This window comes from Micromonospora sp. BL4 (assembly GCF_003667505.1).
Taxonomy (GTDB): Bacteria; Actinomycetota; Actinomycetes; order Mycobacteriales; family Micromonosporaceae; genus Micromonospora.
Genome location: NZ_RCVJ01000179.1, coordinates 1 through 22,028 on the forward strand (window position 1 = coordinate 1; position 22,028 = coordinate 22,028).

The 22,028-nt window shown below is 72.7% G+C and carries 15 protein-coding genes; 13 read left to right on the forward strand and 2 right to left on the reverse strand.

Going from position 1 to position 22,028, the window contains the following annotated elements; genetic code table 11:
- Positions 1 to 171: 171 nt before the first annotated feature.
- From EAD89_RS24060 to EAD89_RS24115, 12 genes are all read left to right on the forward strand, one after another.
- On the forward strand, positions 172 to 1,923 hold the full coding sequence (locus EAD89_RS24060) for an ATP-binding protein (protein ID WP_121652200.1): 1,752 nt from the start codon (positions 172 to 174) through the stop codon (positions 1,921 to 1,923).
- A 15-nt stretch (positions 1,924 to 1,938) separates the two neighbouring features.
- On the forward strand, positions 1,939 to 3,087 hold the full coding sequence (locus EAD89_RS24065; RefSeq protein ID WP_121652201.1) for an exonuclease SbcCD subunit D: 1,149 nt from the start codon (positions 1,939 to 1,941) through the stop codon (positions 3,085 to 3,087).
- On the forward strand, positions 3,087 to 5,561 hold the full coding sequence (locus tag EAD89_RS24070; RefSeq protein ID WP_121677305.1) for an AAA family ATPase: 2,475 nt from the start codon (positions 3,087 to 3,089) through the stop codon (positions 5,559 to 5,561). The genes EAD89_RS24065 and EAD89_RS24070 overlap by 1 nt, the downstream gene beginning before the upstream one ends.
- On the forward strand, positions 5,558 to 6,517 hold the full coding sequence (locus EAD89_RS24075; RefSeq protein ID WP_121677306.1) for a hypothetical protein: 960 nt from the start codon (positions 5,558 to 5,560) through the stop codon (positions 6,515 to 6,517). Before EAD89_RS24070 ends, EAD89_RS24075 begins: the two co-directional genes overlap by 4 nt.
- Before the next feature lie 18 nt (positions 6,518 to 6,535).
- Entirely contained in the window at positions 6,536 to 7,393 is an 858-nt protein-coding gene (locus tag EAD89_RS24080; RefSeq protein WP_121677307.1) for a spermidine synthase, read from the forward strand.
- A 126-nt stretch (positions 7,394 to 7,519) separates the two neighbouring features.
- The gene (locus EAD89_RS24085) at positions 7,520 to 8,212 is read left to right on the forward strand and encodes a sigma-70 family RNA polymerase sigma factor (RefSeq protein ID WP_121654950.1); all 693 of its coding nucleotides are present in this window, start codon (positions 7,520 to 7,522) and stop codon (positions 8,210 to 8,212) included.
- The gene (locus EAD89_RS24090; protein ID WP_121654951.1) at positions 8,209 to 8,994 is read left to right on the forward strand and encodes an anti-sigma factor; all 786 of its coding nucleotides are present in this window, start codon (positions 8,209 to 8,211) and stop codon (positions 8,992 to 8,994) included. The genes EAD89_RS24085 and EAD89_RS24090 overlap by 4 nt, the downstream gene beginning before the upstream one ends.
- Before the next feature lie 205 nt (positions 8,995 to 9,199).
- A complete protein-coding gene (locus tag EAD89_RS24095) occupies positions 9,200 to 9,850 on the forward strand; it encodes a hypothetical protein (RefSeq protein WP_121654952.1) in 651 nt (216 codons plus the stop codon).
- A 211-nt stretch (positions 9,851 to 10,061) separates the two neighbouring features.
- Positions 10,062 to 12,125: a DUF6541 family protein gene (locus EAD89_RS24100; RefSeq protein ID WP_147458861.1), complete on the forward strand. Its 2,064-nt coding sequence runs from the start codon at positions 10,062 to 10,064 to the stop codon at positions 12,123 to 12,125.
- Between the two features lie 346 nt (positions 12,126 to 12,471).
- Positions 12,472 to 14,280 (forward strand): stealth family protein, encoded by a 1,809-nt coding sequence (locus EAD89_RS24105; RefSeq protein WP_121677309.1) that lies wholly within the window; start codon positions 12,472 to 12,474, stop codon positions 14,278 to 14,280.
- Positions 14,277 to 15,263 carry a hypothetical protein gene (locus EAD89_RS24110; protein ID WP_147458862.1) on the forward strand — a complete coding sequence of 329 codons (987 nt, stop codon included), beginning with the start codon at positions 14,277 to 14,279 and terminating at the stop codon, positions 15,261 to 15,263. Before EAD89_RS24105 ends, EAD89_RS24110 begins: the two co-directional genes overlap by 4 nt.
- On the forward strand, positions 15,260 to 18,097 hold the full coding sequence (locus EAD89_RS24115) for a stealth conserved region 3 domain-containing protein (RefSeq protein WP_121677311.1): 2,838 nt from the start codon (positions 15,260 to 15,262) through the stop codon (positions 18,095 to 18,097). The genes EAD89_RS24110 and EAD89_RS24115 overlap by 4 nt, the downstream gene beginning before the upstream one ends.
- Positions 18,098 to 18,187: 90 nt before the next feature.
- On the opposite strand, the gene EAD89_RS24120 is transcribed toward EAD89_RS24115, so the two are convergent.
- Positions 18,188 to 20,101 (reverse strand): stealth family protein, encoded by a 1,914-nt coding sequence (locus tag EAD89_RS24120; protein WP_121677312.1) that lies wholly within the window; start codon positions 20,099 to 20,101, stop codon positions 18,188 to 18,190.
- Between the two features lie 430 nt (positions 20,102 to 20,531).
- Here EAD89_RS24120 and EAD89_RS24125 point away from each other — a divergent pair, with 430 nt between their 5' ends.
- Positions 20,532 to 21,452, forward strand: a complete 921-nt coding sequence (locus EAD89_RS24125; RefSeq protein ID WP_121677324.1) for a DNA-3-methyladenine glycosylase — start codon at positions 20,532 to 20,534, stop codon at positions 21,450 to 21,452.
- A gap of 10 nt (positions 21,453 to 21,462) precedes the next feature.
- Here the strand turns inward: EAD89_RS24125 and EAD89_RS24130 are convergent, their stop codons facing one another.
- The gene (locus tag EAD89_RS24130; RefSeq protein ID WP_121677313.1) at positions 21,463 to 21,966 is read right to left on the reverse strand and encodes a DUF1990 family protein; all 504 of its coding nucleotides are present in this window, start codon (positions 21,964 to 21,966) and stop codon (positions 21,463 to 21,465) included.
- Positions 21,967 to 22,028: the final 62 nt, after the last annotated feature.

Here is a 22,028-nt window from a genome sequence, read left to right on the forward strand (position 1 = left end):
GCCCCGACCCGCGACACCCCTGACGCTGGGTGCGTCGACGGTCACGCACGGCGCGCGACCGTGGGTGGCGATGGTGTCGTCCGCCGCGTCGCGTGGCGACCTGTCGTACTCCTCGGGCAGGATGCACGTCATGCGCGCCGACCGTGATGCCCGACCGACCCGGGTCGCCCGATGACCGACGCCGGCCTCGACAGCCCGGGCGAGCCGGTCGGCCGGGTGCTGGGCACCGCCGACGCCACCCCCCTGCAGTTCTGGACGGCCGTGGCGCCCGGCAGCTACCTCCAGCTCGACGACGTGGTGGTCACCCGGCGCGAGCTGCCGGACCGGGAGCCGGTGACGATCGCCGGGGTGGTCACCCAGGTGCGGGCCCGGCACGAGGGCGCCCAGTTCGACTCCGACGTGTTCGCCATCGCCGACGGCACGCTGCCCGCGCAGGTGCAGGAGGCGGCCGAGGTGACCACCACACGGGTCGACCCGGAGTTCTACGTGCCGCCGACCCCAGGGGCGGTGGTGCACCGGGCCGAGGGCGACGCCCGCGCCCGGGCGCTGCACTTCGACCGGATGGAGCGGCGCATCCCGATGGGGATGGGTCGGGACGGGGTGCCGGTTTACCTCAACGCCGACTTCCTCGACGGCAGCCGGGGCGCGCACGTCTCCATCTCCGGCATCTCCGGTGTGGCCACCAAGACCAGTTTCGCCACCTTCCTGCTCTACTCGGTCTTCCGCTCCGGCGTGCTGGGCGGCGACGCGGTCAACGCCAAGGCGCTGATCTTCAACGTCAAGGGCGAGGACCTGCTCTTCCTCGACCATCCCAACACCCGCCTCGACGAGCCCACCCGGGCGGCGTACGCGAAGCTCGGGTTGAGCGCCGGCGCGTTCCCCGACGTGCGGGTGTACGCCCCGCCCCGGGTCGGCGACGCGGCCGGCACTCCGGACGTGAGCAGCCGGCTCACCGGCGTGGACGCCTTCTACTGGACGCTGAGCGAGTTCTGCGCCGACCGTCTGCTGCCGTACGTCTTCGCCGACGCCGACGACGAGCGCCAGCAGTACACGATGGTGGTCCACTCGGTCGCCGCGCACCTGGCCCGGTACGCGCAGCCCGCCGACGGCGGGGTGAGCATCGACGGCGTCCGCCTCGGCTCCTACGGCGACCTGGTCGACCACATCGTCGACCAGCTCAACGACGACGAGACCCGCTCCGACTGGGCCGGCAGCGCGGTCGGCCTCGGCACCGTCAACGCGTTCGCCCGGCGGCTGATCGGCAGCAAGAAGGACCTCGCCCGGCTGATCCGTGGCGACCTGGCCACCCGCCGCCCCCACTCGATCAACACCAGCGAGTCGGCGCAGGTCACCGTGGTCGACCTGCACAACCTTCCGGACCGCGCCCAGCGCTTCGTGGTCGGTGTGACGCTCAAGAGCGAGTTCGAGCGGAAGGAGAAGTCCGGCACCGCCAAGCCGCTGCTCTTCGTCGTCCTCGACGAGCTCAACAAGTACGCGCCCCGCGAGGGCTCCTCCCCCATCAAGGAGGTGCTGCTCGACATCGCCGAGCGGGGCCGCTCGCTCGGCGTGATCCTGATCGGCGCCCAGCAGACGGCGAGCGAGGTGGAGCGGCGGATCGTCACCAACTCGGCGATCCGGGTGGTCGGCCGGCTCGATCCGGCCGAAGCGTCCCGCCCCGAGTACGGCTTCCTCCCGCCGGCCCAGCGGCAACGGGCGCTGCTGGCCAAGCCGGGCACGATGTTCGTCAACCAGCCCGACATCCCGGTGCCGCTCTGCCTGGAGTTCCCGTTCCCGGCCTGGGCCACCCGGGTCTCCGAGGCGGGCCGGGCACCATCGGAGACGCTGCGCTCGATCACCCAGTCCGCCGACCCGTTCGCCGTGGTGGGCTCCGGCGGCGGCACCGACGACGACATCCCGTTCTAGGGGGCCGACACAGCCATGAAGATCCTGCACACCTCGGACTGGCACGTCGGCAAGGTGCTCAAGGGGCAGTCCCGGGCCGAGGAACACAAGGCGGTGCTGGCCGGGGTGATCGACATCGCCGTGGCCGAGCAGCCGGATCTGGTGATCGTCGCCGGCGACCTCTACGACACGGCCGCGCCCACCTCCGAGGCGACCCGCCTGGTCACCCGGGCGCTGACCGCGTTGCGCCGCACGGGCGCGGACGTGGTCGCGATCGGCGGCAACCACGACAACGGCCCGGCACTGGACGCGCTGCGGCCGTGGGCGGAGGCGGCCGGCATCACGCTGCGCGGCGGGGTACGGGAAAATCCGAACGAGCACGTGATCGACGGCACCACCGCCGGTGGAGAGCGGTGGCAGCTGGCCGCGCTGCCGTTCCTGTCCCAGCGGTACGCGGTGCGCGCGCTGGAGATGTACGAGCTGACGGCCGCCGAGGCCAACCAGACGTACGCCGACCACCTGGGCCGGGTGCTGGGTCGACTCACCGAGGGCTTCACCGAGCCGGACCGGGTCCACCTGGTCACCGCGCACCTGACCGTGACCGGCGCGACCACCGGCGGCGGCGAGCGGGACGCGCACACCGTGCTCGGCTACGCCGTGCCGGCGACCGTCTTCCCGGCCACCGCGCACTATGTGGCGCTGGGCCACCTGCACCGGGCGCAGCGGGTCATCGGCCCCTGCCCGGTGCGCTACAGCGGCAGTCCACTCGCGGTGGACTTCGGCGAGCAGGAGAACGTCCCCTCGGTGACGCTGGTCGAGGTGACCGCCGGCACCGCCGCCCGGGTCCGCGAGGTGCCGGTGACCGCGGCGAGCGCGCTGCGCACCGTGCGGGGCACCCTGGCGCAGCTCGCCGAGATCGAGGCGCCGGACGCCTGGCTGCGGGTGTACGTGCGGGAGCAACCCCGTGCCGGCCTGCGCGAGGAGGTCCAGGAGCTGCTCCCCCGTGCCCTGGAGATCCGGATCGACCCGGAGCTGCTCGCCGCGCCGGGCAGCGGCGCCCGCATCGCGCAACGCTCGGGGCGCTCGCCCCGTGAGTTGTTCGCCGACTACCTGGACAGCCGGGGGCACGCCGACGAGGGCGTCCGGGAGCTCTTCGACGAGCTCTTCGAGGAGGTCGAGCACTGATGCGTCCGATGCGGCTGGACATGGCCGGGTTCACGGTCTTCCGGGACGACACCACCGTCGACTTCACCGACGCCGACTTCTTCGCCCTGATCGGCCCGACCGGCTCGGGCAAGTCCACCGTGCTGGACGCCATCTGCTTCGCCCTCTACGGCACGGTGCCCCGCTGGGGCGGCACCCGGGGGCTGGCGAACGCGCTCGCGCCGTCGGCGACCGAGGCCCGGGTGCGGCTGGTGTTCGAGTCCGGCGGGGCCCGGTACGTGGCCACCCGGGTGGTGCGCCGCGACGGCCGGGGCAACGTCAAGACCGCGAACGCCGGGTTGCAGCTGATGCCGGCCGGCTTCGACGTGACCAAACTGGACACCGGCCTGAGCCCGGACGACCTCGGCGAGGTGGTGGCCGGCACCCCCGCCGAGATGGAGCAGGCGGTGCTGGAGGCGGTGGGGCTGCCGTACGAGCAGTTCACCAGCTGTGTGGTGCTGCCGCAGGGGCAGTTCGCCGACTTCCTGCACGCCAAGCCGGCCACCCGGCAGCAGATCCTGGTCAACCTGCTCGGCCTCGGCGTCTACGAGGACGTGCAGAAGCGGGCGACGGCACGCGCGGCGCAGGCGGAGGCCCGCCTGGACGCGGTCGACCAGCTGCTCGCCGGGCTGACCGGTGTGGACGACGAGGCGCTGGCCGGGGCCGACGCCCGGGTCGACCGGATGGTCGAACTGGCCGCCGCGGTGACCGCCGCCGTGCCCGAGCTGGCGGCGGCCCGGGCCACCGCGCGCGAGGCGGCCGCGGCGCTGACCGCCCTCGACGACGAGCTGACCGTGCTGACCGGGGTGCGCGCGCCGGGCGGGGTGGCCGAGGTGGCCCTCGCCGTGACGGCGGCGCGGGCCGACGCGGAGGCGGCGGCCGCGGGAGTGTCGCTGGCCGAGGAGCGGGAGGAGAAGCTGCGCGGCGAGTTGGCCGGCGCCGGGGACGAGAGCGCGCTGCGGCTGTTGCTGCGGGCGTACGACGACCGGGACCGGCTGATCGGCGAGGCCGAGACGGTCCGCGCGACGGTGACCGCGGCGAACGACGAACACGCCGAGGCGGTGGCGGCGCTGACGGCCGCCCGCGCCGACGCCGAGCGGGCCGAGGCCGAGCTGGAGGCGGCGTTCCGGGCGCACGAGGAGGCGAAGGCCACCGACCTGGCGGTCAGCCTGCGGGTGCACCTGCATCCGGGCACGGCGTGCCCGGTCTGTGAGCAGCCGGTGGCCGAGGTGCCGGCGGTGCCGGCCGACTCGGCGGTGGCCGCCGCCACGGCGGCCGGCAAGGCGGCGCGGGCCGCCACCAAGGCCGCGCAGGCGGTCGTGCAGCAGCGGGACGCGGCGGCGCGCGACCTGGAACGGCTGCTGGTGCAGGCGCGGGCCCGGCAGGAGCAGCTGGACGCCCGGCTGGCCGAGTTGGCAGGGCAGCTCTCCGGGGCGGCCGAGCCGGCCGTGTTGCGCCGGGAACTGGCCGAGCACGCCCGGCTGCGGCGTGCGCTGGAGGAGGCGGCGACCGCCGTTCGGGCCGGCCGGGACGCGGCCCGTCAGGCCCGGGCCGGCGTGGACGCCGCCGAGGAGCGACTGCGGGCGGCCTGGCGGGGTTTCGACACCACCCGCGACGGGCTCGCGCGGTTCGGCCCGCCCGCGACCGACCGGGACGACGTCGCCGCCGCGTGGGCGGCGCTGACCGGCTGGGCGGCTACCGAGGCGGACCGCCGCCGCGCCGACCGCGCTGGCCGGGCCGCCGTGGTCGCCGAGGCCGAGGCGGCGGCCGACGCGGTGCAGCGGAGCATCGCCGGCATCTTCGCCGCCGCTGACGTGCCGGTCGCGGACGACCCGGTGCACGCCGCGACCGTGGCGGTGGAGCGGGCCGAGGCCGACCGGCGTCGGCTGCGGGAGCGCCGCGAGCAGGCCGGGACGCTACGCGAGCAGCGCGCCGGTCACGAGCGGGAGGCTCAGGTGGCCCGCGCGCTGGCCGGGCATCTGCGGGCCAACAACTTCGAACGATGGCTGCTGGCCGAGGCGTTGGACCTGCTGGTCGACGGCGCGTCGGGGATCCTGCGGGAGCTCTCCGGCGGGCAGTACGAGCTGGTGCACGACAAGGGCGAGTTCTTCGTGGTCGACCACCACGATGCGGGGCTGCGCCGGGGTGTGCGCACGCTGTCCGGCGGCGAGACGTTCCAGGCGTCGCTGGCGCTGGCGCTGGCGCTCTCCGAGCAGCTGTCCGGGATGTCGACGACCGCGGCGAGCCTGGAGTCGATCGTCCTGGACGAGGGCTTCGGCACGCTGGACGCGGCCACCTTGGACACGGTTGCGGCGACGCTGGAAAACCTGGCCGCCCGGGGCGACCGGATGGTCGGCGTGGTCACCCACGTGTCGGCGCTGGCCGAACGGATTCCGGTCCGTTTCGAGGTGCGCAAGGATGCCCGCTCGGCGCGGGTCGAACGGACCGGCCGGTGACTGACGCCGCGTTCTTCGTCGACTCGTGGGATCCGGCGTACGGGGCGTCGTTCGAGGCGTCCGCTGCCGGGCCGGCCGCGCCGAGCAGCGCGCAGGTCGACGCGGACGTGGAGCTGCCGGCCGTGGACTGGCGGGCGATCGGGGTTCGGCCGGGTGTGCGGGCGCCGGACGTGGTGCTGTTGGTCGACGGGGTGCGCCGGATCGACGCGAGCATCTGGACGGCCGAGGCCGACGGTGGGTCGTTTCCCGGGCTGGCCGCCTCGTACGCCGCGGGTGTGGTCCGCTGTGACCTGGGCCGGGGTGCGGCTCAGTTGGCCGGCACCCGGGTCGGCCGGGGCCTGTTCACCGCGAGTCCGTCGGCGCAGGACGTGGTGACGGGGGCGATCCGCTACCCGGTGCACCGGGTGGGCGGCACCGGCGAGTTGGCCAAGCTGCCGGCCGCCGTGCAGGGCCCGCTGACGGCGCTGGAGGTCGCGGTCTCCGACGCCGCCCGGGTCGACGGCGACCTGCTGGTGGTGGACGGCCCGTTGCGCAGCCGGCGGCAGTTGCCGCGCACGCTCGGTTACATCAAGACGCAGCACAGCCAGTACCTGGACGCTCGGCTGACGGCCGTGGTGACCGGCCTGGCGCCCGGTGAACGCTCGCCCGTGTTCCGGCTCGGCACGGCGTGGGGCGGCTGGTCGTGGTATCTGCGGCTGCCGGTGGCCGTCGGCGCTCCGTGGGCCGGGATCGTCCGGGTGGAGTGCTCCGCTGACCTGCCCGTCGAGGCGGCGATCGAGCTGGCCGACCTGTCGCTGGTCACCCTGCCGCGGTTCGCGTCGACCCCGTACAAGGATCCGCGCGCGCCGCAGAACCTGATCCCGATCGCCGGCCTGGAACGCCGGCTGCGGGCCCTGCTCGGCGACTCGCGGTTGTTGCACCGCGCGCTGACGGCCGCGGCCCGAGCGGGCCGCTGACCGCGGATACTGGTCGGGATGGGACGCAAACGGGCGGGTGACCGGGTGGTCGAGCAGGTGGACACCGGGCAGGCCGAGCTGCTCCCGGATCCGGACCGGCCCGGCTCGTGGACGTTGCTGTTGGACGGCGCCCCGCAGTCGCACGTCGACCTGACCGATCCGACCCACCTGGAGTTCGAGTACGTCCGGCGGCTGGCCGCGGCGATCGATCTGATCGCGCCGGCGGGCGCGCCGCTGCGGGTGCTGCACCTCGGCGGCGGGGCGTTGACCCTGCCGAGGTACGTCTCCGCCACCCGGCCCGGCTCCACGCAGCGGGTGTCCGAGGTGGACGGGGGGCTCGTGGAGCTGGTCCGCCGTGCGTTGCCGTGGCCGGCGGATGCCCGACTGCGGGTCCGGGTCGAGGACGCCCGTGCCGTGCTGGCCGCCACCCGGGACGCCAGCTTCGACGTGGTGGTGGCCGACGTCTTCGCCGGCGCGCGCACCCCGGCGCATCTCACCTCGGTCGAGTACGCGACCGAGGTGGCCCGGGTGCTCCGCCCCACGGGTTGGTATCTGGCGAACCTCGCCGACGGCCCGCCGCTGCGGCACGCCCGTGGGCAGGTCGCCACGGTCCGCGCGGTGCTGCCCCGGGCCTGCCTGGTGGGGGACGCGGCCGTGCTGCGCGGGCGTCGGTACGGCAATCTCGTCCTGGTCGCCGGGCGGACCGAGCCCCCGGTGGCCGAGCTGGCCCGGCGGGCGGCCGGCGACTGGTTCCCCGGCCGGATGGTGGCCGGCGACGAGTTGGACCGCTTCGCCGGCGGTTCGACCGTGGTGCGGGACGCCGACGCCACCGGCTCCGACCCGCCGCCGCCGGGCCTGTTCTCCGTCCGCCGCTGACCGGCCCGCCGAGCGGCGCCGCGGAACTTTTTTCGCCGTTTGTTGATCCGCTCGGGGCGGCGCTGCGTACCACCGGGCGGCCGACCTGGTGGGCGGCGTTGGTCAACGGACAACCCGGAGGTCTGCATGCACGCGGTGGCGGCCGGTTGGCATGGCGACGCGATTCGCGCGGACTGGATGTCCGCACGGTCCTCGTCGCGGCCGACCTCGTCTGCCCGGGGGGTCGACGGACGACCGCCCTCTCGCCAGAATGGTCCGGTGACGCCGCGACCGGCGCCCGGGCGCCATCAGGCGACGTCAACCGAGGCGAGCCATTCCGACCAGTTGATCCGGCTGCTCTACGCCGAGCACGCCGGCCCGTTGTTGATGTTCGTCATGCGGCTCACCGGGGGGGACCGGCAGCGCGCGGAGGACATCGTCCAGGAGACGCTGCTGCGGGCCTGGCGCAACGCGCACCGCCTCGGTACGCAGGGGCAGGGTTCGTTGCGGCCGTGGCTGGTGACCGTGGCCCGCCGGATCGCCATCGATGAGCACCGCAGTGAGCAGGCCCGGCCTCCGGAGACGTACGACCGGGACCTGACCGCGTTCGCCGAGGCGGACAGCACCGACCGGGTGTTGCGCACCATGACCGTGGCGGACGCCCTGCGTACGCTGAGTCAGTCGCACCGCGAGATCCTGATCTCGACGTACTTCCGGGGGCGGACGGTGCCGGAGGCCGCCGAGGAGTTGGGCCTTCCACTCGGCACCGCCAAGTCGCGGGTCTACTACGCGCTGCGCGCGCTTCGCACGGCTCTGCAGGAGCGGGGGGTGACAGAATGAGCCGGCCAGACCACATGGACGTCGCCGCGTACGCGCTGGGCGTCCTCGACGAGCAGGACACCGAGCGGTTCGAGGAGCATCTCGCCACCTGCTGGGCCTGCGCGGCCGAGTTGGAGACGATGGTGCCGGTGGTCGGGCTCCTGTCCGACATCGACGGCGAGACGATGATGGCGCTGGAGCAGACCGCGACCGACCCGGCGTTGCTGGACCGGACGCTGGTGGCGGTCCGCGCCGACCGGCGGCGCACCCGGTTCCGCCAGTTGCTCGCGACCGCCGCGGCGGTGGTGGTCTTCGGTGGCCTGACCGGGATCGGCTTCGTCAGCGTGACCGACAACGAACCGCCGGGGGTGCTCGCCGAGCCGACGTTGAACGCACCGGGGAACGAGCCGCCGACGAGCGCCCCGACCGGGCCGCCTTCCGGCCCGGGGGTCGGCGGCAACGAGGAGGTGGAGGGCGACCAGGTCGACGCCACCGACCCGACCACGGGTGTGCAGACGACGATGTTCCTGGTCACCAAGGATTACGGCACCCGGGTCAACTTCAGCCTCCAGCGGCTGCCCGGCCCGCTCGTCTGCCGACTGGTGGTGCAGCGCAAGAATTCGACCACGGAGGTCATCTCGAGCTGGTCGGTGCCGCCCGGCGGCTACGGCACCAACGCCCGCCCGCAGGGCCTCGAGTTGAGCGCTTCGACGTCGGCCCCGATCGACGACATCAAGCAGATCCAGGTGCAGTCGGTGAACGGCAACGGGGTGGCCAGCCCGCTGGTCACGGTGCCCATGTAGGTTCGCGTACCGCATCGGCGTCGGCCATTATGACAATGGCCGGCGCCGATGTGTCGTTGCGTCGGCACCGGTCCGCGTACGGGCACACGCACGGGTGCCCGGGTCGGTTCAATCAATTCACGTGAAATTGACCACTGTTACTCCTTCAACCTTGACAGCGCTCCTGCCGTACCTATGGGTGAACTGCCAAGAATGAGGAGGGCACGTGGCACAGATGAAGCGGACCGTCATCGTCGCGAGCGCGATGGTCGCACTAACGGCCTGCGCTCCCGCGGGTTACGACGGGGCGAACTCGAGCGCGGCCGAGCCGGTCGCCGTCGCCGCGGCCGAGCCCACCGCGGCGGCTGAACCCGAGGCCTCGGCGTCCGCGGAGGCTGCCGCCGCCGACGCGCCGCCGCCCGCGGACGTCGAACTGACCGCGCAGTTGATCGGCAAGAAGGTCGCCCGGATGGGCAAGGTGGTCACCGATCAGGACGGCTGGATCCTGTACCGCTTCGACAAGGACACCGCCGACCCGCCCGCGTCGAACTGCGTGGACAAGTGCGCGCAGGTGTGGCCTCCGGCGCTGACCGACGGCGACGCGCAGCTCACCGGCGTCTCGGACGACAAGGTCGGCAGCGTGACCCGGCAGGACGGCACCCGCCAGCTCACCGTCGGCGGCTGGCCGGTGTACCGCTACATCGGCGACAAGAAGCCCGGCCAGTGGAAGGGCCAGGCCGTGGGCGGCACCTGGTTCGTGGTCCAGCCGGACGGCAAGAAGAACCTCAGCTGCCTGCCCACGTCGACGCCGAAGGCGGTCGCACCGCCGGCGGACAGCGGGTCGGACGACGCCGGCAGCTCCGGCTACTCGTACTGAGTCCGGGCGCCACAGGGCGCGGTGGTCGGTCGCAGCCGGGGAGGGCGCGGCCGGCCACCGTCGTTGCTGAACAACGTCCGGGTTCCGCGGCGTCACCCGCTTCGACAACGACGCCGCCGCTCGGCACCGGACGGGTACACCCCACCGTCCTTTGTTCCGGTACTCTTCCGGCCGCTGCGGCTCTGCGGCGACCAGGGAGAGGGAACAGATCTTGACCACACTCATCGCCCTTCTCGTGGCCGTCGTGCCTGGGGCGCTGCTCGGCTTCGCCCTTCCGCCCGGCCGCTACCGCTGGGCCGCCTGGGCTGCCGCTCCCGCCCTGACCCTCGGCCTGATCGCGCTGGCGATGGCCTGGCTGCCCACGCTCGGGCTGCCGGACAGCGCCCTGGCGACGCTCGTCGTGGAGCTGCTCGTGGCCGGCGCCGCGGTCGCGCTCTCCCGGCTGCTGTCCCGGCGCACGGCCGACAACCAGCGGCCGACCGCCGAGAGCGGCGCCGACGACACGGACGGCGACCAACGCCGCTCGCTGGCGTCGCGCTTGCGGGTGCGGCCCGTCCTGCCGCGCCGCGCCGACCTGATCGCCATCGCCGTGCCGTCGGTGCTGAGCGTGGCGTACGGCTGGGCGATGGTGGGGCGACTCGTCGCCACTCCCGGCTGGGACGCGATGAACCACGGCTACATGGCGAGACGCATTCTCGACACCAACAGTGTCGACATCTCCTCGGCGTGCAGTTCGGGTTCGACCGACACGGTCACCTCGTGCGAGTTCTATCCGCTGGCGGAGAACGTCGCCTGGGCGCAGGCGACCCACCTGTCCGGCGGGTTGATGAGCACGACGATGACCGCGTGGGCGATCGTCATCGGGCCGCTCGCCCTGGTCGCCGGCATCTACGCCGCCGTCCGGATCCTCCGCGGGGGACCGGTGATCGCGGCCGCCGCCGCCACCGCTCCGATCTTCCTGGGCCCGATGTGGACCTCGCTGATCACCGGCCGGGTCAACGAGCAGACCGCTCCCTGCCTCGCCGGTGGGGTCGCCCTGCTGCTCGCACTCGCCCTGCGCGGCCCGCACCCGATACGGCTCGGCCTGCTGGCCGGTCTGGGGGGCGCCGGCATCGTGATGACGCACTCGTACGACGTCCTCTTCGTCGGTGCTCTCGCGCTCGGTGTACTCCTGGTGGCGAGGGGTGCGTTGACGTGGCGCCGCAGCGCGGCGGGCATCGGGGCGGCCGCCGTCGCGGGCCTCGTCTCGATCGTGCCCCTGCTCGGCGTCATCCTGGGCGCCGGTGGTGAGCGGATCACCGAACCGCCCGACCTGCTCGGCCAGTGGGGCAAGGCGATCGAGTACTGGGTCACCGATCCGCAACGCTACGTGCTGTGGGCCTACCCGTTGCCGGACACCTCCAAGGACCAGATCTACGGGCCGGCCGTTCAGGTTGGCCTCTGGATCGCCATCGCCTGTCTGCTCGCGTCTCCCCTGTCGCTGGTGCTGCCGCAGGTGCGCTGGGCCCGCCCGTGGCTGCTGGCCGGCGTGCTGTTCACGCTCGTCGGGATCTGGACCGTCGCGTCGGGTTCGTCGGCCGCGCGGGCCCTGGCCAGCCTCTGGTACGGCGACAGCGAACGACCCCGTGCGATGATCTTCCCGGTCTACGGGATCCTCACCGTAGCCGGCGCGATGGTCATCGGGTTGGGAATCCAGTGGCTGCTCGTGCGGCTCGTCGCCCGCGCCGGGGCGCTGCGCGGATCCGCCACCCCCGCCGCCGTCGCGGCCTCGCTCGTGGTGCTGAGTTTGGCGTCGCTCGCCCTGGTGCCGGACACCTGGCGTCCGCTGCGGAAGGCGATGGTGCAGCGGGCGCCGGTCGGGCAGGAGTACCCCCGGGCCTTCGAGTGGCTGGCCGAGCACACCCCGCCGGGCAAGGTGGTCGCGTACGACCGGCACCGGCAGTTCATGAGCTGGTCCTACGCCGACTACGGCACGCCCACCCTGTTCGGCATCCCGCCCCTGGAGAAGGTGGGCCGGGAGAACTACACGGACCGGTGGCGGGCGTTCAGCTGGCTGGTCAACAACAAGAAGGCGCCGAAGGACCAGGGCTGCACGGTACGCCGGTTCGCCATCGAGTACCTGGTGGTGGGCGGCCGCGACTACAAGGGTTGGCCGGCGAACTACGAGCAGGAGCGGCTCGACGACAGCAACCGGCTGACCCTGGTCCACCGGGAGGGCCACGTGCGGATCTACCAGGTCACCGATGCGGGGCGGGCCTGCTCGTCCGGCCAGTGACGGTTCGCGACCGGCACCGACGGAACAGCGTGAAGCGCAGATCGCACCATTTGCCGGATGTAGTCCGAACGGACAGTTACCCCGAGGTGAGGAGAGGGTGTTCGGGCGGAGATCACACTGGTACCTTTCCGCTGCGCGACCGGTGTGGTGAGCCGGCCGCCGGTGTGGCATGCCCGCACCGGCGATGGGACGTCGTCGACCGCTCACCGGTCGACGACAGGAAACGGGGGCAAGGCGTGGGAAGCAGGGTGATCGTCGCCCTTCCGCGGTCGGAACGGAGTGGCCCGGCCCGCCCGCGCCGCCGGATCGCGAATGGCGCGCGGACGCTTCGGAACGGTGGTCGAGGATGAATCTGCGTGCCCACCGCGTGGTGCCGAAGGCGTACCGGGACCGGCTCATCCAGCTCGTGCCTCCCCAGCGGCAGCTCTGGCTCGTCCGCCGGCTGACCCAGGTCACCGCCCGGCGCTCCCGGACCGCACCCGGTGAGGTTCGTCAGGTCCGCGACGTCGACGGCCACCGGGTGCAGGCCCGGGTCGTCGAGGAGGCGACGCCGCTGACGCTCCGGCAGCGCAACATCGACCTGGTGACCCGGGCGCTCGACGAGGCCGGGGTCGACGGTTTCCACGTCCGGCACGCCGACGACCTGCGCAGCGCGATCGCCGTGCCGCACACGCACCGGGCGACGGTGCTCCGGGCGCTCGGTCGGGTCACGTCGACCGACGAGGTCACCCTGCGTTTCATCGACGCCGGCCGCCGCGAGGTCGACGCCGACCACCACGACGCGATCGCACAGGTCTTCCACGCGGTCACCGACCCCTTCGGTCACACCGTTCTCGGCAGCGCCTTCGCCTGCGAGGTCGAGTTCTGGCGTACGGTGTCGCCGCCGGAGAAGCCCGGGACGGACCTCGTCGCGCCGCGCGGAAACCAGGTCGCGACGGCCGTTCCGGAGTCGGGCGAGACGATCCACGTCCCGGCGTCCCAGCTCAGCCGCTTCGCCCCGGCCGGCGGGCCGGCCACCTACCGCACCCGGGCCGAGTTCGCCGGCCTCGGCCACGAGCACGTCACCTTCCCGATCGACGTCGTCTACACCTGGGTGGACGGCGACGACAGCGACTGGCAGACACGGAAGAACGCGGCCCTGCGCGAGCACGGGCAGGCCGAGATCAATCTGGTCGGCGCACACGACTCCCGCTACGCCAGCCGCGACGAGCTGCGGTACTCGCTGCGCTCCGTGCTGTCGTTCGCGCCGTGGGTCCGACAGATCTACCTGGTGACCGACGACCAGGTCCCGCCGTGGCTGGACGTCGAGCACCCGATGGTGCGGGTGGTGCGCCACCGCGAGATCTTCGGTGCCACCGGCCAACTGCCGACGTTCAACTCGCACGCCATCGAGTCCCGGCTGCACCTCATCCCGGGCCTCAGCGAGCACTTCATCTACGTCAACGACGACATGTTCTTCGGGCGCCCGCTGCTGCCGACCACGTTCTTCCACGCCAACGGCATCTCGAAGTTCTTCCCGTCGCCGGCCCAGTTGGACGTCGGCCCGGCGACCGTCCACGACGCTCCGGTGACCGCGGCCGGCAAGAACAATCGCCGGCACATCGAGGAACGGTTCGGGCGCACCATCACGCAGAAGATGCGGCACGTCCCGTACCCGCTGCGCAAGAGTGTGCTGGAGGACATCGAGCGGCACCTGCCGGCCGAGGTGGTGGGCACCGCGGGGCATCAGTTCCGGCACCCGAAGGATCTGTCCATCCCGTCCTCGTTGCAGCACTACTGGTCGTTCTTCTCCGGCCACGCGGTGCCCGGGTCGATCCGCTACACGTACGCCGACCTGGCCGACCCGTCCACGCCGGTGAAGCTGGCCAACCTGCTGACCCGCCGGCACTGTGACGTGTTTTGCCTGAACGACACCGACTCGGGCGAGGTCCTCCTGTCCGAGCAGCTCGCCATGCTGACCGACTTCCTGTCCGCGTACTTCCCGTTCCGGGCGCCGTTCGAGCTTCCGCCCGAGGTCGAGGCAGAGCGGGCGAGGATGACGGCGACGGCGCGGGCGGCGGCGTACCTTCCGGAGACCACCGCTGTCCCCCGCGAGCAGGCCTCCGCGCCGGGCCGGGTCGACACGGGGACCGACGAACCCGAGTGGATCCGATGAACGCGCCCAAACCGTTGGCGCAGCCCCGCCTGTTGCAGGCGATGTACGGTGCCCGCCGCCGCGCCGGCCTGGTCACCGACCGGCTCGTCGAGCGGGTCACCCGCCTGCGGCACGACCCGGTCGCTGGGCTGCCACCGGCCGACTGCGACTTCTTCGCCGTGCTCGACGGGCGCACGCTGCACGTGCACGCGGTGCTGCCGGCCGACACCGAGCCGGCCGAGCGGGCCGAGATCTTCTTCGTCCGCGAGGGCGACACGCTCCGCTGCCCGGCGACGGTCCGCCGGGAGGACGGTCGGCTCGCCGTCGAGGTGGTGGCCCGTCTCGGTGCCTCCGCCGACGAGATCGCGCTGGGCAAGGGCACCTGGTCGGTGGGGCTCGCGGTGGACGCCGGCGCGGCAGGTGAGCGTCGCTTCTCCCTGACTCTCGACGAGACCCCGGAGCGGGACGGACCGACCGTGGGCAACCCGCCGCACCCGGTGTCCGGATGGCTGTACCGGCCGGGGCGCAGCGGCAACGGGCTCGCGCAGCTCACCGTCACGGGCGCGCGCGCCCGGGCCGAGGTGGTCCAGCTCGCGACCGGCCACGCCGAGGCCCGGATCCGGGCCCGGTTCCTCGGCGTACGGCCGCAGGACGCTCCGGCGGTGGTCTTCACGCCGCGGGGCGGTGGCGCCGACGTGGTGGTGCCCATCCTGCCGGTCGGAAACGACTTCGAGTTCGTCGTACCGCTCGCCGAACTGGCGCCGGGCCGGCCGGGCGAGGAGGTCATCTGGGAGGCGTGGGTGCGCACCTCCGCGACCCGCATGGTCCGGCTCGGCCGATTCCTGCACGACCTCGCCGACCCACGCACGGTCCTGCGCGTCAGCCGGGCCGTCCTGCCGCTGGACGGCGAACAGTTCGTTGGTTACCGCCCGTACTACACGGCGGCCGGCAATTTGGCGGTGGCTTGCCTCCGCTTCACACGTTTCACGGGGATACCGAGTTGAAGATCACATTCCTCCTGCTGACCGCTGACGCGATGGGCGGCACGGAGCGCGCCATCCTCACCCAGGCCGACCACCTCTCGCGGCGCCACACGGTCGAGGTGATCAGCGTCTACCGCACCAGCGACGAGGGCTTCTTCCAGGCCGACGAGCGGGTACGGATGCGGTACCTCGTCGACCTGACCGGCCCGACGCCGCGGCCGACCCGGCCGACGAACGTCGATGACGAGGCGTACGCGGCGCTGTACCGCAGCCCCAGCCGGTTGATGCCGGCCCGGTGGGAGAAGCAGGGCAGCCGCCTGGCCGACCTGGAGATCGACCGGGCACTGCGGTCGCTCGACACCGACGTGCTCGTCTCCTCCTCGCCGGCGCTGATGGCGATGGCCACCACGCTGGCGCCGCCGTCCGTGGTGACGGTGCACCAGGAGCACCGGCCGTCGCAGTTGCGGGGCGGGACCGGCGAGCCGCTGTTCCAGTTCGCCCCGCGGCTGGACGCGCTGGTGGTGCTCACGGACCGCACCCGGGACTGGTTCATCGACACCTTCGCCTCGTCCTGCCCGCGGATCGAGGTCATCCCGAACAGCATCCCCGACGGATTCCGTCCCCGGTCCACCCTCCGCAACCCGGTGGTGAGCGTGGCGGGTCGGATGGTGCCGGAGAAGCGCATCGACCACGCCATCCGCGCCTTCCGAACGGTTGCCGACACGTACCCGGACTGGACGCTGCGGATCTTCGGCGACGGCCCGCTGCTCGGTGAGATGCGCAGCCTCGCCGCCGACCTCGGTCTGAGCGACAGCGTGCAGGTGCTCGGGCCGACCAACCGGATGGTCGAGGAGTGGTCGAAGACCAGCGTCGCGCTGCTCTCCTCGCGCGACGGTGAGGCGCTCCCGCTGGTGCTGCTGGAGGCGTTCGCCGCCGGCGTGCCCGCGGTGGCGTACGACATCCAGACCGGTCCGGCCGAGATCATCACCCACGGTGCGAATGGTTTCCTGGTCAGCTCGGGCGACATCGACGGTCTGGCCGACGCGATGATGAGGCTCATCGCGGACGAGCGGTTGCGGCAGGACTTCGGCGCCGGTGCCCTGCGTGCCGCCGAGAACTACCGCATCGACCCGATCATGCACCGTTGGGAGCAGCTCTTCGCGGACCTGATCGCGGCGCGTGCCGCGGGCGAACAGACGCGGTCCGACCGGCTCGCGGCGTGGATCGGGCGCACCGGCGGATCGGGCTTCGCTCCCGCCGCACCCCGTCCCGCTCAGGTCACGAGCGGGCTGGACGTGACGGCCGTCGAGGAGCGCATCCAGCAGACCGTCGCGGGGCTGGTCCGCTCCGGCGGCCGCCTCAGCGTCGTCCGGGACGACATGACGCCCGCCGACGCCGCCCACGCGAACTTCACAGCGGTGACCGACCTCCTGTGGAGACAGGGCATCCCCTACTGGGTGGCGCGCGACCACGGTGTCCGACACCGCGTGGTGGTCGACCTGGAGCATCGCGACGCGACGCTCGCTGCCCTCGCGGAGGAGTTCTCCGCCGCGCCCTTCTACGCCGAGACCCTCACCACCGGCGCCAAGGTCACGGCCGTGACCCCCGCCGCGTGCCTGACCACCGAGAGCCGCGCCGCCGAGGCCGTCGGCCTGCGGCTGTTCCGACCGGTGGTGTCGTCGTCGCGGACCCTCCGGTACGGCCCCGCGCTCGGCTGTGACGTCGAGTTCTGGACCCCGTCGAAGGATGGCGAGGCGCTGGTCGCCACCCGCAGCACACTACTCGGCCCCACCGTCCCGGTGGCGGCCATGACACCGGCCACCCTGACCGTACGGGGTCGGCAGCATCCCACCATCGAGCCCTTCACCCACCGACTTTTGTCCGATGTGGACTTTCCCATCGACGTCGTCTACACCTGGGTGGACGGGGACGATCCGCAGTGGCGCGCGGCGAAGGACCGGGTCCTCGCGGAGCTGGGCCGGGAGCCGCTCGCAGCGGCGGACGGGTCGGCCCGGTTCCGGGATCGCGACGAGCTGCGCTACTCGCTGCGCTCCATCGACATGTACGCGCCGTGGGTCCGCAACATCTACGTGGTGACGGCGGGGCAGACCCCGACCTGGCTCGACACCGATCACCCCCGGGTCGCCGTCGTGGACCACCGCGAGCTGTTCGGTGGACGCGGCACCCTGCCGACGTTCAACTCACACGCCATCGAGTCGCAGCTGCACCACATCGACGGCCTCGCCGAGCACTTCATCTACTTCAACGACGACTTCTTCCTGGGCCGCCCGATCCTGCCGACGCTGTTCTTCGATCCGACCGGCCTGTCGAAGTTCTTCATCTCACCGACGCCGATTCCGATGCTCGACGTCACGGCGGAGGACGACTTCAACTTCAGCGCGGCCAAGAACAACCGCCAGCTGATCCGGAACGCGTTCGGCCGTACGCTGACCCATGGCCTGTTGCACGCGCCCTACGCGATGAGCCGCAGCGTCGCCAACGAGCTGGATCGGCAGTTCGCGGACGACGTGAAGCTCACCGCCGCGTCCCAGCTCCGGGCCCACTCGGACATCTCGGTGGCGTCCTCGCTGCACCACTACGTCGGCTACCTCACCGGGCGGTCCGTGCCGGGCAGCATCCGGATGAGCTACGTCAACACCGGCGAGCCGTCGGAGCACCCGCAGCTGACCCAGATCATGACCACCCGGGGCTACGACTCGTTCTGCCTCAACGACACGCACCACGGCCATCTCGACGCCGAGGAGCAGACCCGGATCGTCATGACCTTCCTCGAGAGCTACTTCCCCGTGGCCAGTCAGTTCGAGCGGGGCAGCATCCGCAACCGGGCCCGCTGAGCAAGCGGGCCCACTGAATAACCGGGCCCGCTGAACAAGCGGGCCCGGTTACGCGAGCGGGCCCGCTGAACGGCGGCCTCGGCGTCGGCACTAGCGCGGCGGAAGATCCGGTCCCGGGCGGTGCTCCTCCGCCTGGTGTTCGGCAGTCCGGCCGGCTGCGATGCGGCCCGAGGGCAGGGTGGGCGCGTCCAACCGGGGGCCGACCCGGGGCTTGTGCACCACGGGCGCGTCCGCATGCCGGCCGACCTTGAGTGCGGGGGTCGTCGGCGCGTCCAACTGCCTGCCGCGCCGCTCCACACCGCGAGCCTGTCGCCACAGCTCGGTGGCCCCGAGCTTCCGGCGTTCGGCGATCACGTCGTCGGGCAGCTCGAACGGGGCCGGGAACGGCAGGTAGCGCGGCAGGAAGTCGGCCAGCATGCTCTCCTGTTCCTGGAACGCGTTCGGGTCCGAGTCGGTGTCGTTGAGGCAGAAGACATCACGGTGCCGACGAGCGAGCAACTCGGTGAGGCGGGCGGGCGTCGAGGGGTGGCCGAGGTCGGCGTACTCGTACTCGATGTCGCCGGGCACCGCCTGCGCGGTCAGGTACGCCCAGTACTGGTGCAGCGACGACGGGATCGAGAGGTCGCCGTGGTGGCGGAAGCGGTGCTGCGCGGTGGCCGTCACGTCCGCCTGCAGGGTGACCTCGATCTGCCGCATGATGCTGCGCCGGAGCGCGAACGGCGTGTGCTTCATCTTCTGCGTGATCGTGACACCGAACTGCCGCTGGATGTGCCGGCGGTTGTTCTTGCCGGCGGCCTTCACCGGCGGGTCGCTCGGCTTCGCCTCGCCCAGCCCGAACTGCGCCGGTGACAGGAAGAACTTCGCGATCCCGTTGGCGTGGAAGAAGTGCGTCGGCAGCAGGGGCCGGCCCAGGAAGACGTCGTCGTTGAGGTAGAGGAAGTGCTCTGCCAGGCCGTCGATGCGGTGCAACCGGGACTCGATGGCGTGGGAGTTGAACGACGACCGACCGCCGAGGTCGGCGAAGAGTTCGGCGTGCGACACGACGGTGACCATCGGGTGGCTCGGATCGAGCCAGCTGGGCAACTGACTGTCGGTGATCAGGAAGATCCGGCGTAGCCACGGTGCGAAACTGTGCAGCGAGCGCATCGAATACCGCAGCTCGTCCCGGTTGTGGTAGCGCGACGTGTTCGCCGCGATCGCGTGCAGCGGGCCGTCGGGGGTGCCGAGTGCGGCCATCTTCCGCTGCAACCACTCCGGGTCCGAACCGTCCACCCAGGTGTAGACGGCGTCGATCGGAAAGCCCACCCGGTCCGGTGCACGAACGGTGAGATCACGTCGGGTGCGGTACGTGTGGTCGTCGGCCTCGGGCACGAAGTGGCTGAGCAGCGCGGCGGCGACCCGGACCGGCTCCGCCTCGGCGGGCGCCTCGTCGATCACGGCGTTGTGCCGGGGCGCGCGGACCACGTCCTGGTGTCGCGTCCAGAACTCGATCTCGCAGGCGAACTGCGCGCCGAGGACCACACCCGCCCGGGCGTCGGTCACCGGGAACCAGATCTGGAAGACCTCGGCCGGCGCCGCCTCCGGCTGGTCCCGACCGGGCAGCACCTCGACGACCCGGACGTGCGCGCCCTCCAGCGCGGGGGCCGAGCGCACCAGCCGACCGACGGCGGCACGGTGCTCGTCGAGAACCGCGACGGAGCTGCGGAGGTAGTCGTCGTTGCGCAGGCAGTGGTAGTCGATCCCGGCCGACTCCAGGGCGCTCGTGACGGCCCGCAGGTTGTGGTGCCACAGCTCCAAGGGCGTGGCCGCGGCGACCACCTCGGCGCGGGTACGGACGCCGCCGTCGGGCACCGTCACCCGAGCACCCAGCGCGTGGACGGTGCCGCCCCCGCGTGGCCCGGAGAGGGTGCGTACGACCCCCAGCCGCCGGTGCTCGGGAAGCAGGTTGACCAGTCGACGCCGGAGGGGCTGCGGCAACGCGCGGTAGATCCGTAGGGCGATCATGCGGCAGGCCGTTCTGAACGGACATCCACTCGCGCAGCCATCACCGCATGCCTCTCCACAGCTCCCCCGTGACGCTGCGCGACGAGCCGGGCAGGGTTGAGGCGCACGCTGCGACCGCTGCGGATCCCCGACTACCACCCAGCCCCGGGCTCTGGCCTGCCCGTTCCGAACGGGTGTGGCCGCCGCAGGTGAGCCCGAAGCAGCACCTTCACCTACTGGTCATCAAACAACCACACGATCGATATCTCGCCTACCGACAATCGTCACATATAACAGTCTTGCACTATTTAGCCCGTTTAATTCTGTCCGTTCGGTGGGCACCAATGCGGCGCAACGGTGGACCGAAGGTGTCTTCACGCTGCTGCCGGATCCGGCCGCGCACCGGTATACCGGCTTCCGGCGCCGCCTCCGCGCCTGGCAGAGTGGCCTGGTGACCGCAATGGAGCCCGCCGCGACCCGGGTGCTGCACCCGCCGGCCGGCTACCGCCTGGCAGCGTCGGTCCGCGCGCTCACCTTCAGCCCGTACGACCCGTGCGCCCGCGTCGCCGCCGGCACCTTCTGGTGGGCCACCCGCACTCCGGACGGGCCGGCCACGCTGGCCCTGCGGCCGGCCGGCGGCGAACTCGTCGCCGAGGGCTACGGGCCGGGCGCCGAGCACGTGCTGGCCCGGGCCGACTCGATCGCCGGGCTCCGCGACGACCTGACCGGCTTCGCCGAGCTGGCCGCGACGCACCCGCTGGTCGCCCGGCTGGCCCGGGAGCACCGCGGGCTGCGGATGCCCGCCACCGGGCAGGTCTTTCCCCGCCTGCTGCGCGCGGTCTTCGAGCAGAAGGTCACCGGCAAGGAGGCGTACCGGGCGTACTCGGCGACCGTGCGGCACTTCCGCGAACCGGCGCCCGGCCCGCTGCAACCGCTGCTGCTGCCGCCCGAGGCCGCCGCGGTGGCCGCCACCCCGTACTGGGTGTTCCACCCGTTCGGCGTGGAGCAGCGCCGGGCCGACACGCTGCGCCGGGTCGCCGCGATCGCCGACCGGTTGGAGCGCTGCGCCGACGCGACCGAGGCCACCCGCCGGCTGACCGCCGTCGCCGGTATCGGGCCGTGGACCGCCGCCGAGGTGGTCCGGACCGCCTACGGCGACGCGGACGCGGTCAGCGTCGGCGACTACCACATACCCAACACGGTGGCCTGGGCCCTCGCCGGCGAGCCACGGGGGGACGACGCCCGGATGCTGGCCCTGCTGGAGCCGTTCCGGGGTCACCGGGGCCGGGTCTGTCTGCTGCTGGAGGCCGCCGGCATCCAGGCGCCGAAGTTCGGCCCCCGCGCGCCGATCCGCTCGTTCGCCCGCTTCTGACCGACGCCGCTCAGCGGCCGGCGCAGAGCCGGCGCAGGGTCCGGCCCAGCCACCAGGCGTACGCGTGCTGCACGGCCCGGACGCCGGGGCCGCCGGCGCGCGTGAACCAGCGGTCCGGGCGACTGAACGCGCGTACCTCGAACCAGACCGCGCCGGTGTCGTCGCGGCCGACCACGAACGCCTCCTCACCCCGCTCCGGGTGCCCGGGCAGGGTGCCGTAGCCGAAGCCGGCGAGCCGCGGCGTGTGCTCGCTCCAGATCACCCGGCAGGGCCCCCAGACGCGGACCGGCCCGAGGCCCAGGCCCGCGCTCACCAGCACGCCCTCGGTGGCCCGCGGCGCGTCGGTGCGCATCCGGACCCCGGCGGCCCGGTGCAGCCGCCAGCTCAGCACCGCCTCGGCCGCGACCTCGAAGCAGCCCGCCGGCAGCGCGAACCGGTGGCGCAGGTGGTGGTACCCACCGGGCAGCGTCCCCTGCCGGGTGCCTCCGACCTCCGGGTACGTCAGCTCGGCCACCGCTCCCCCTCGTCCTCGTCCGGACACGGTCAGGGTACGGCCGGCGCGTCCGGGCCGCCGGT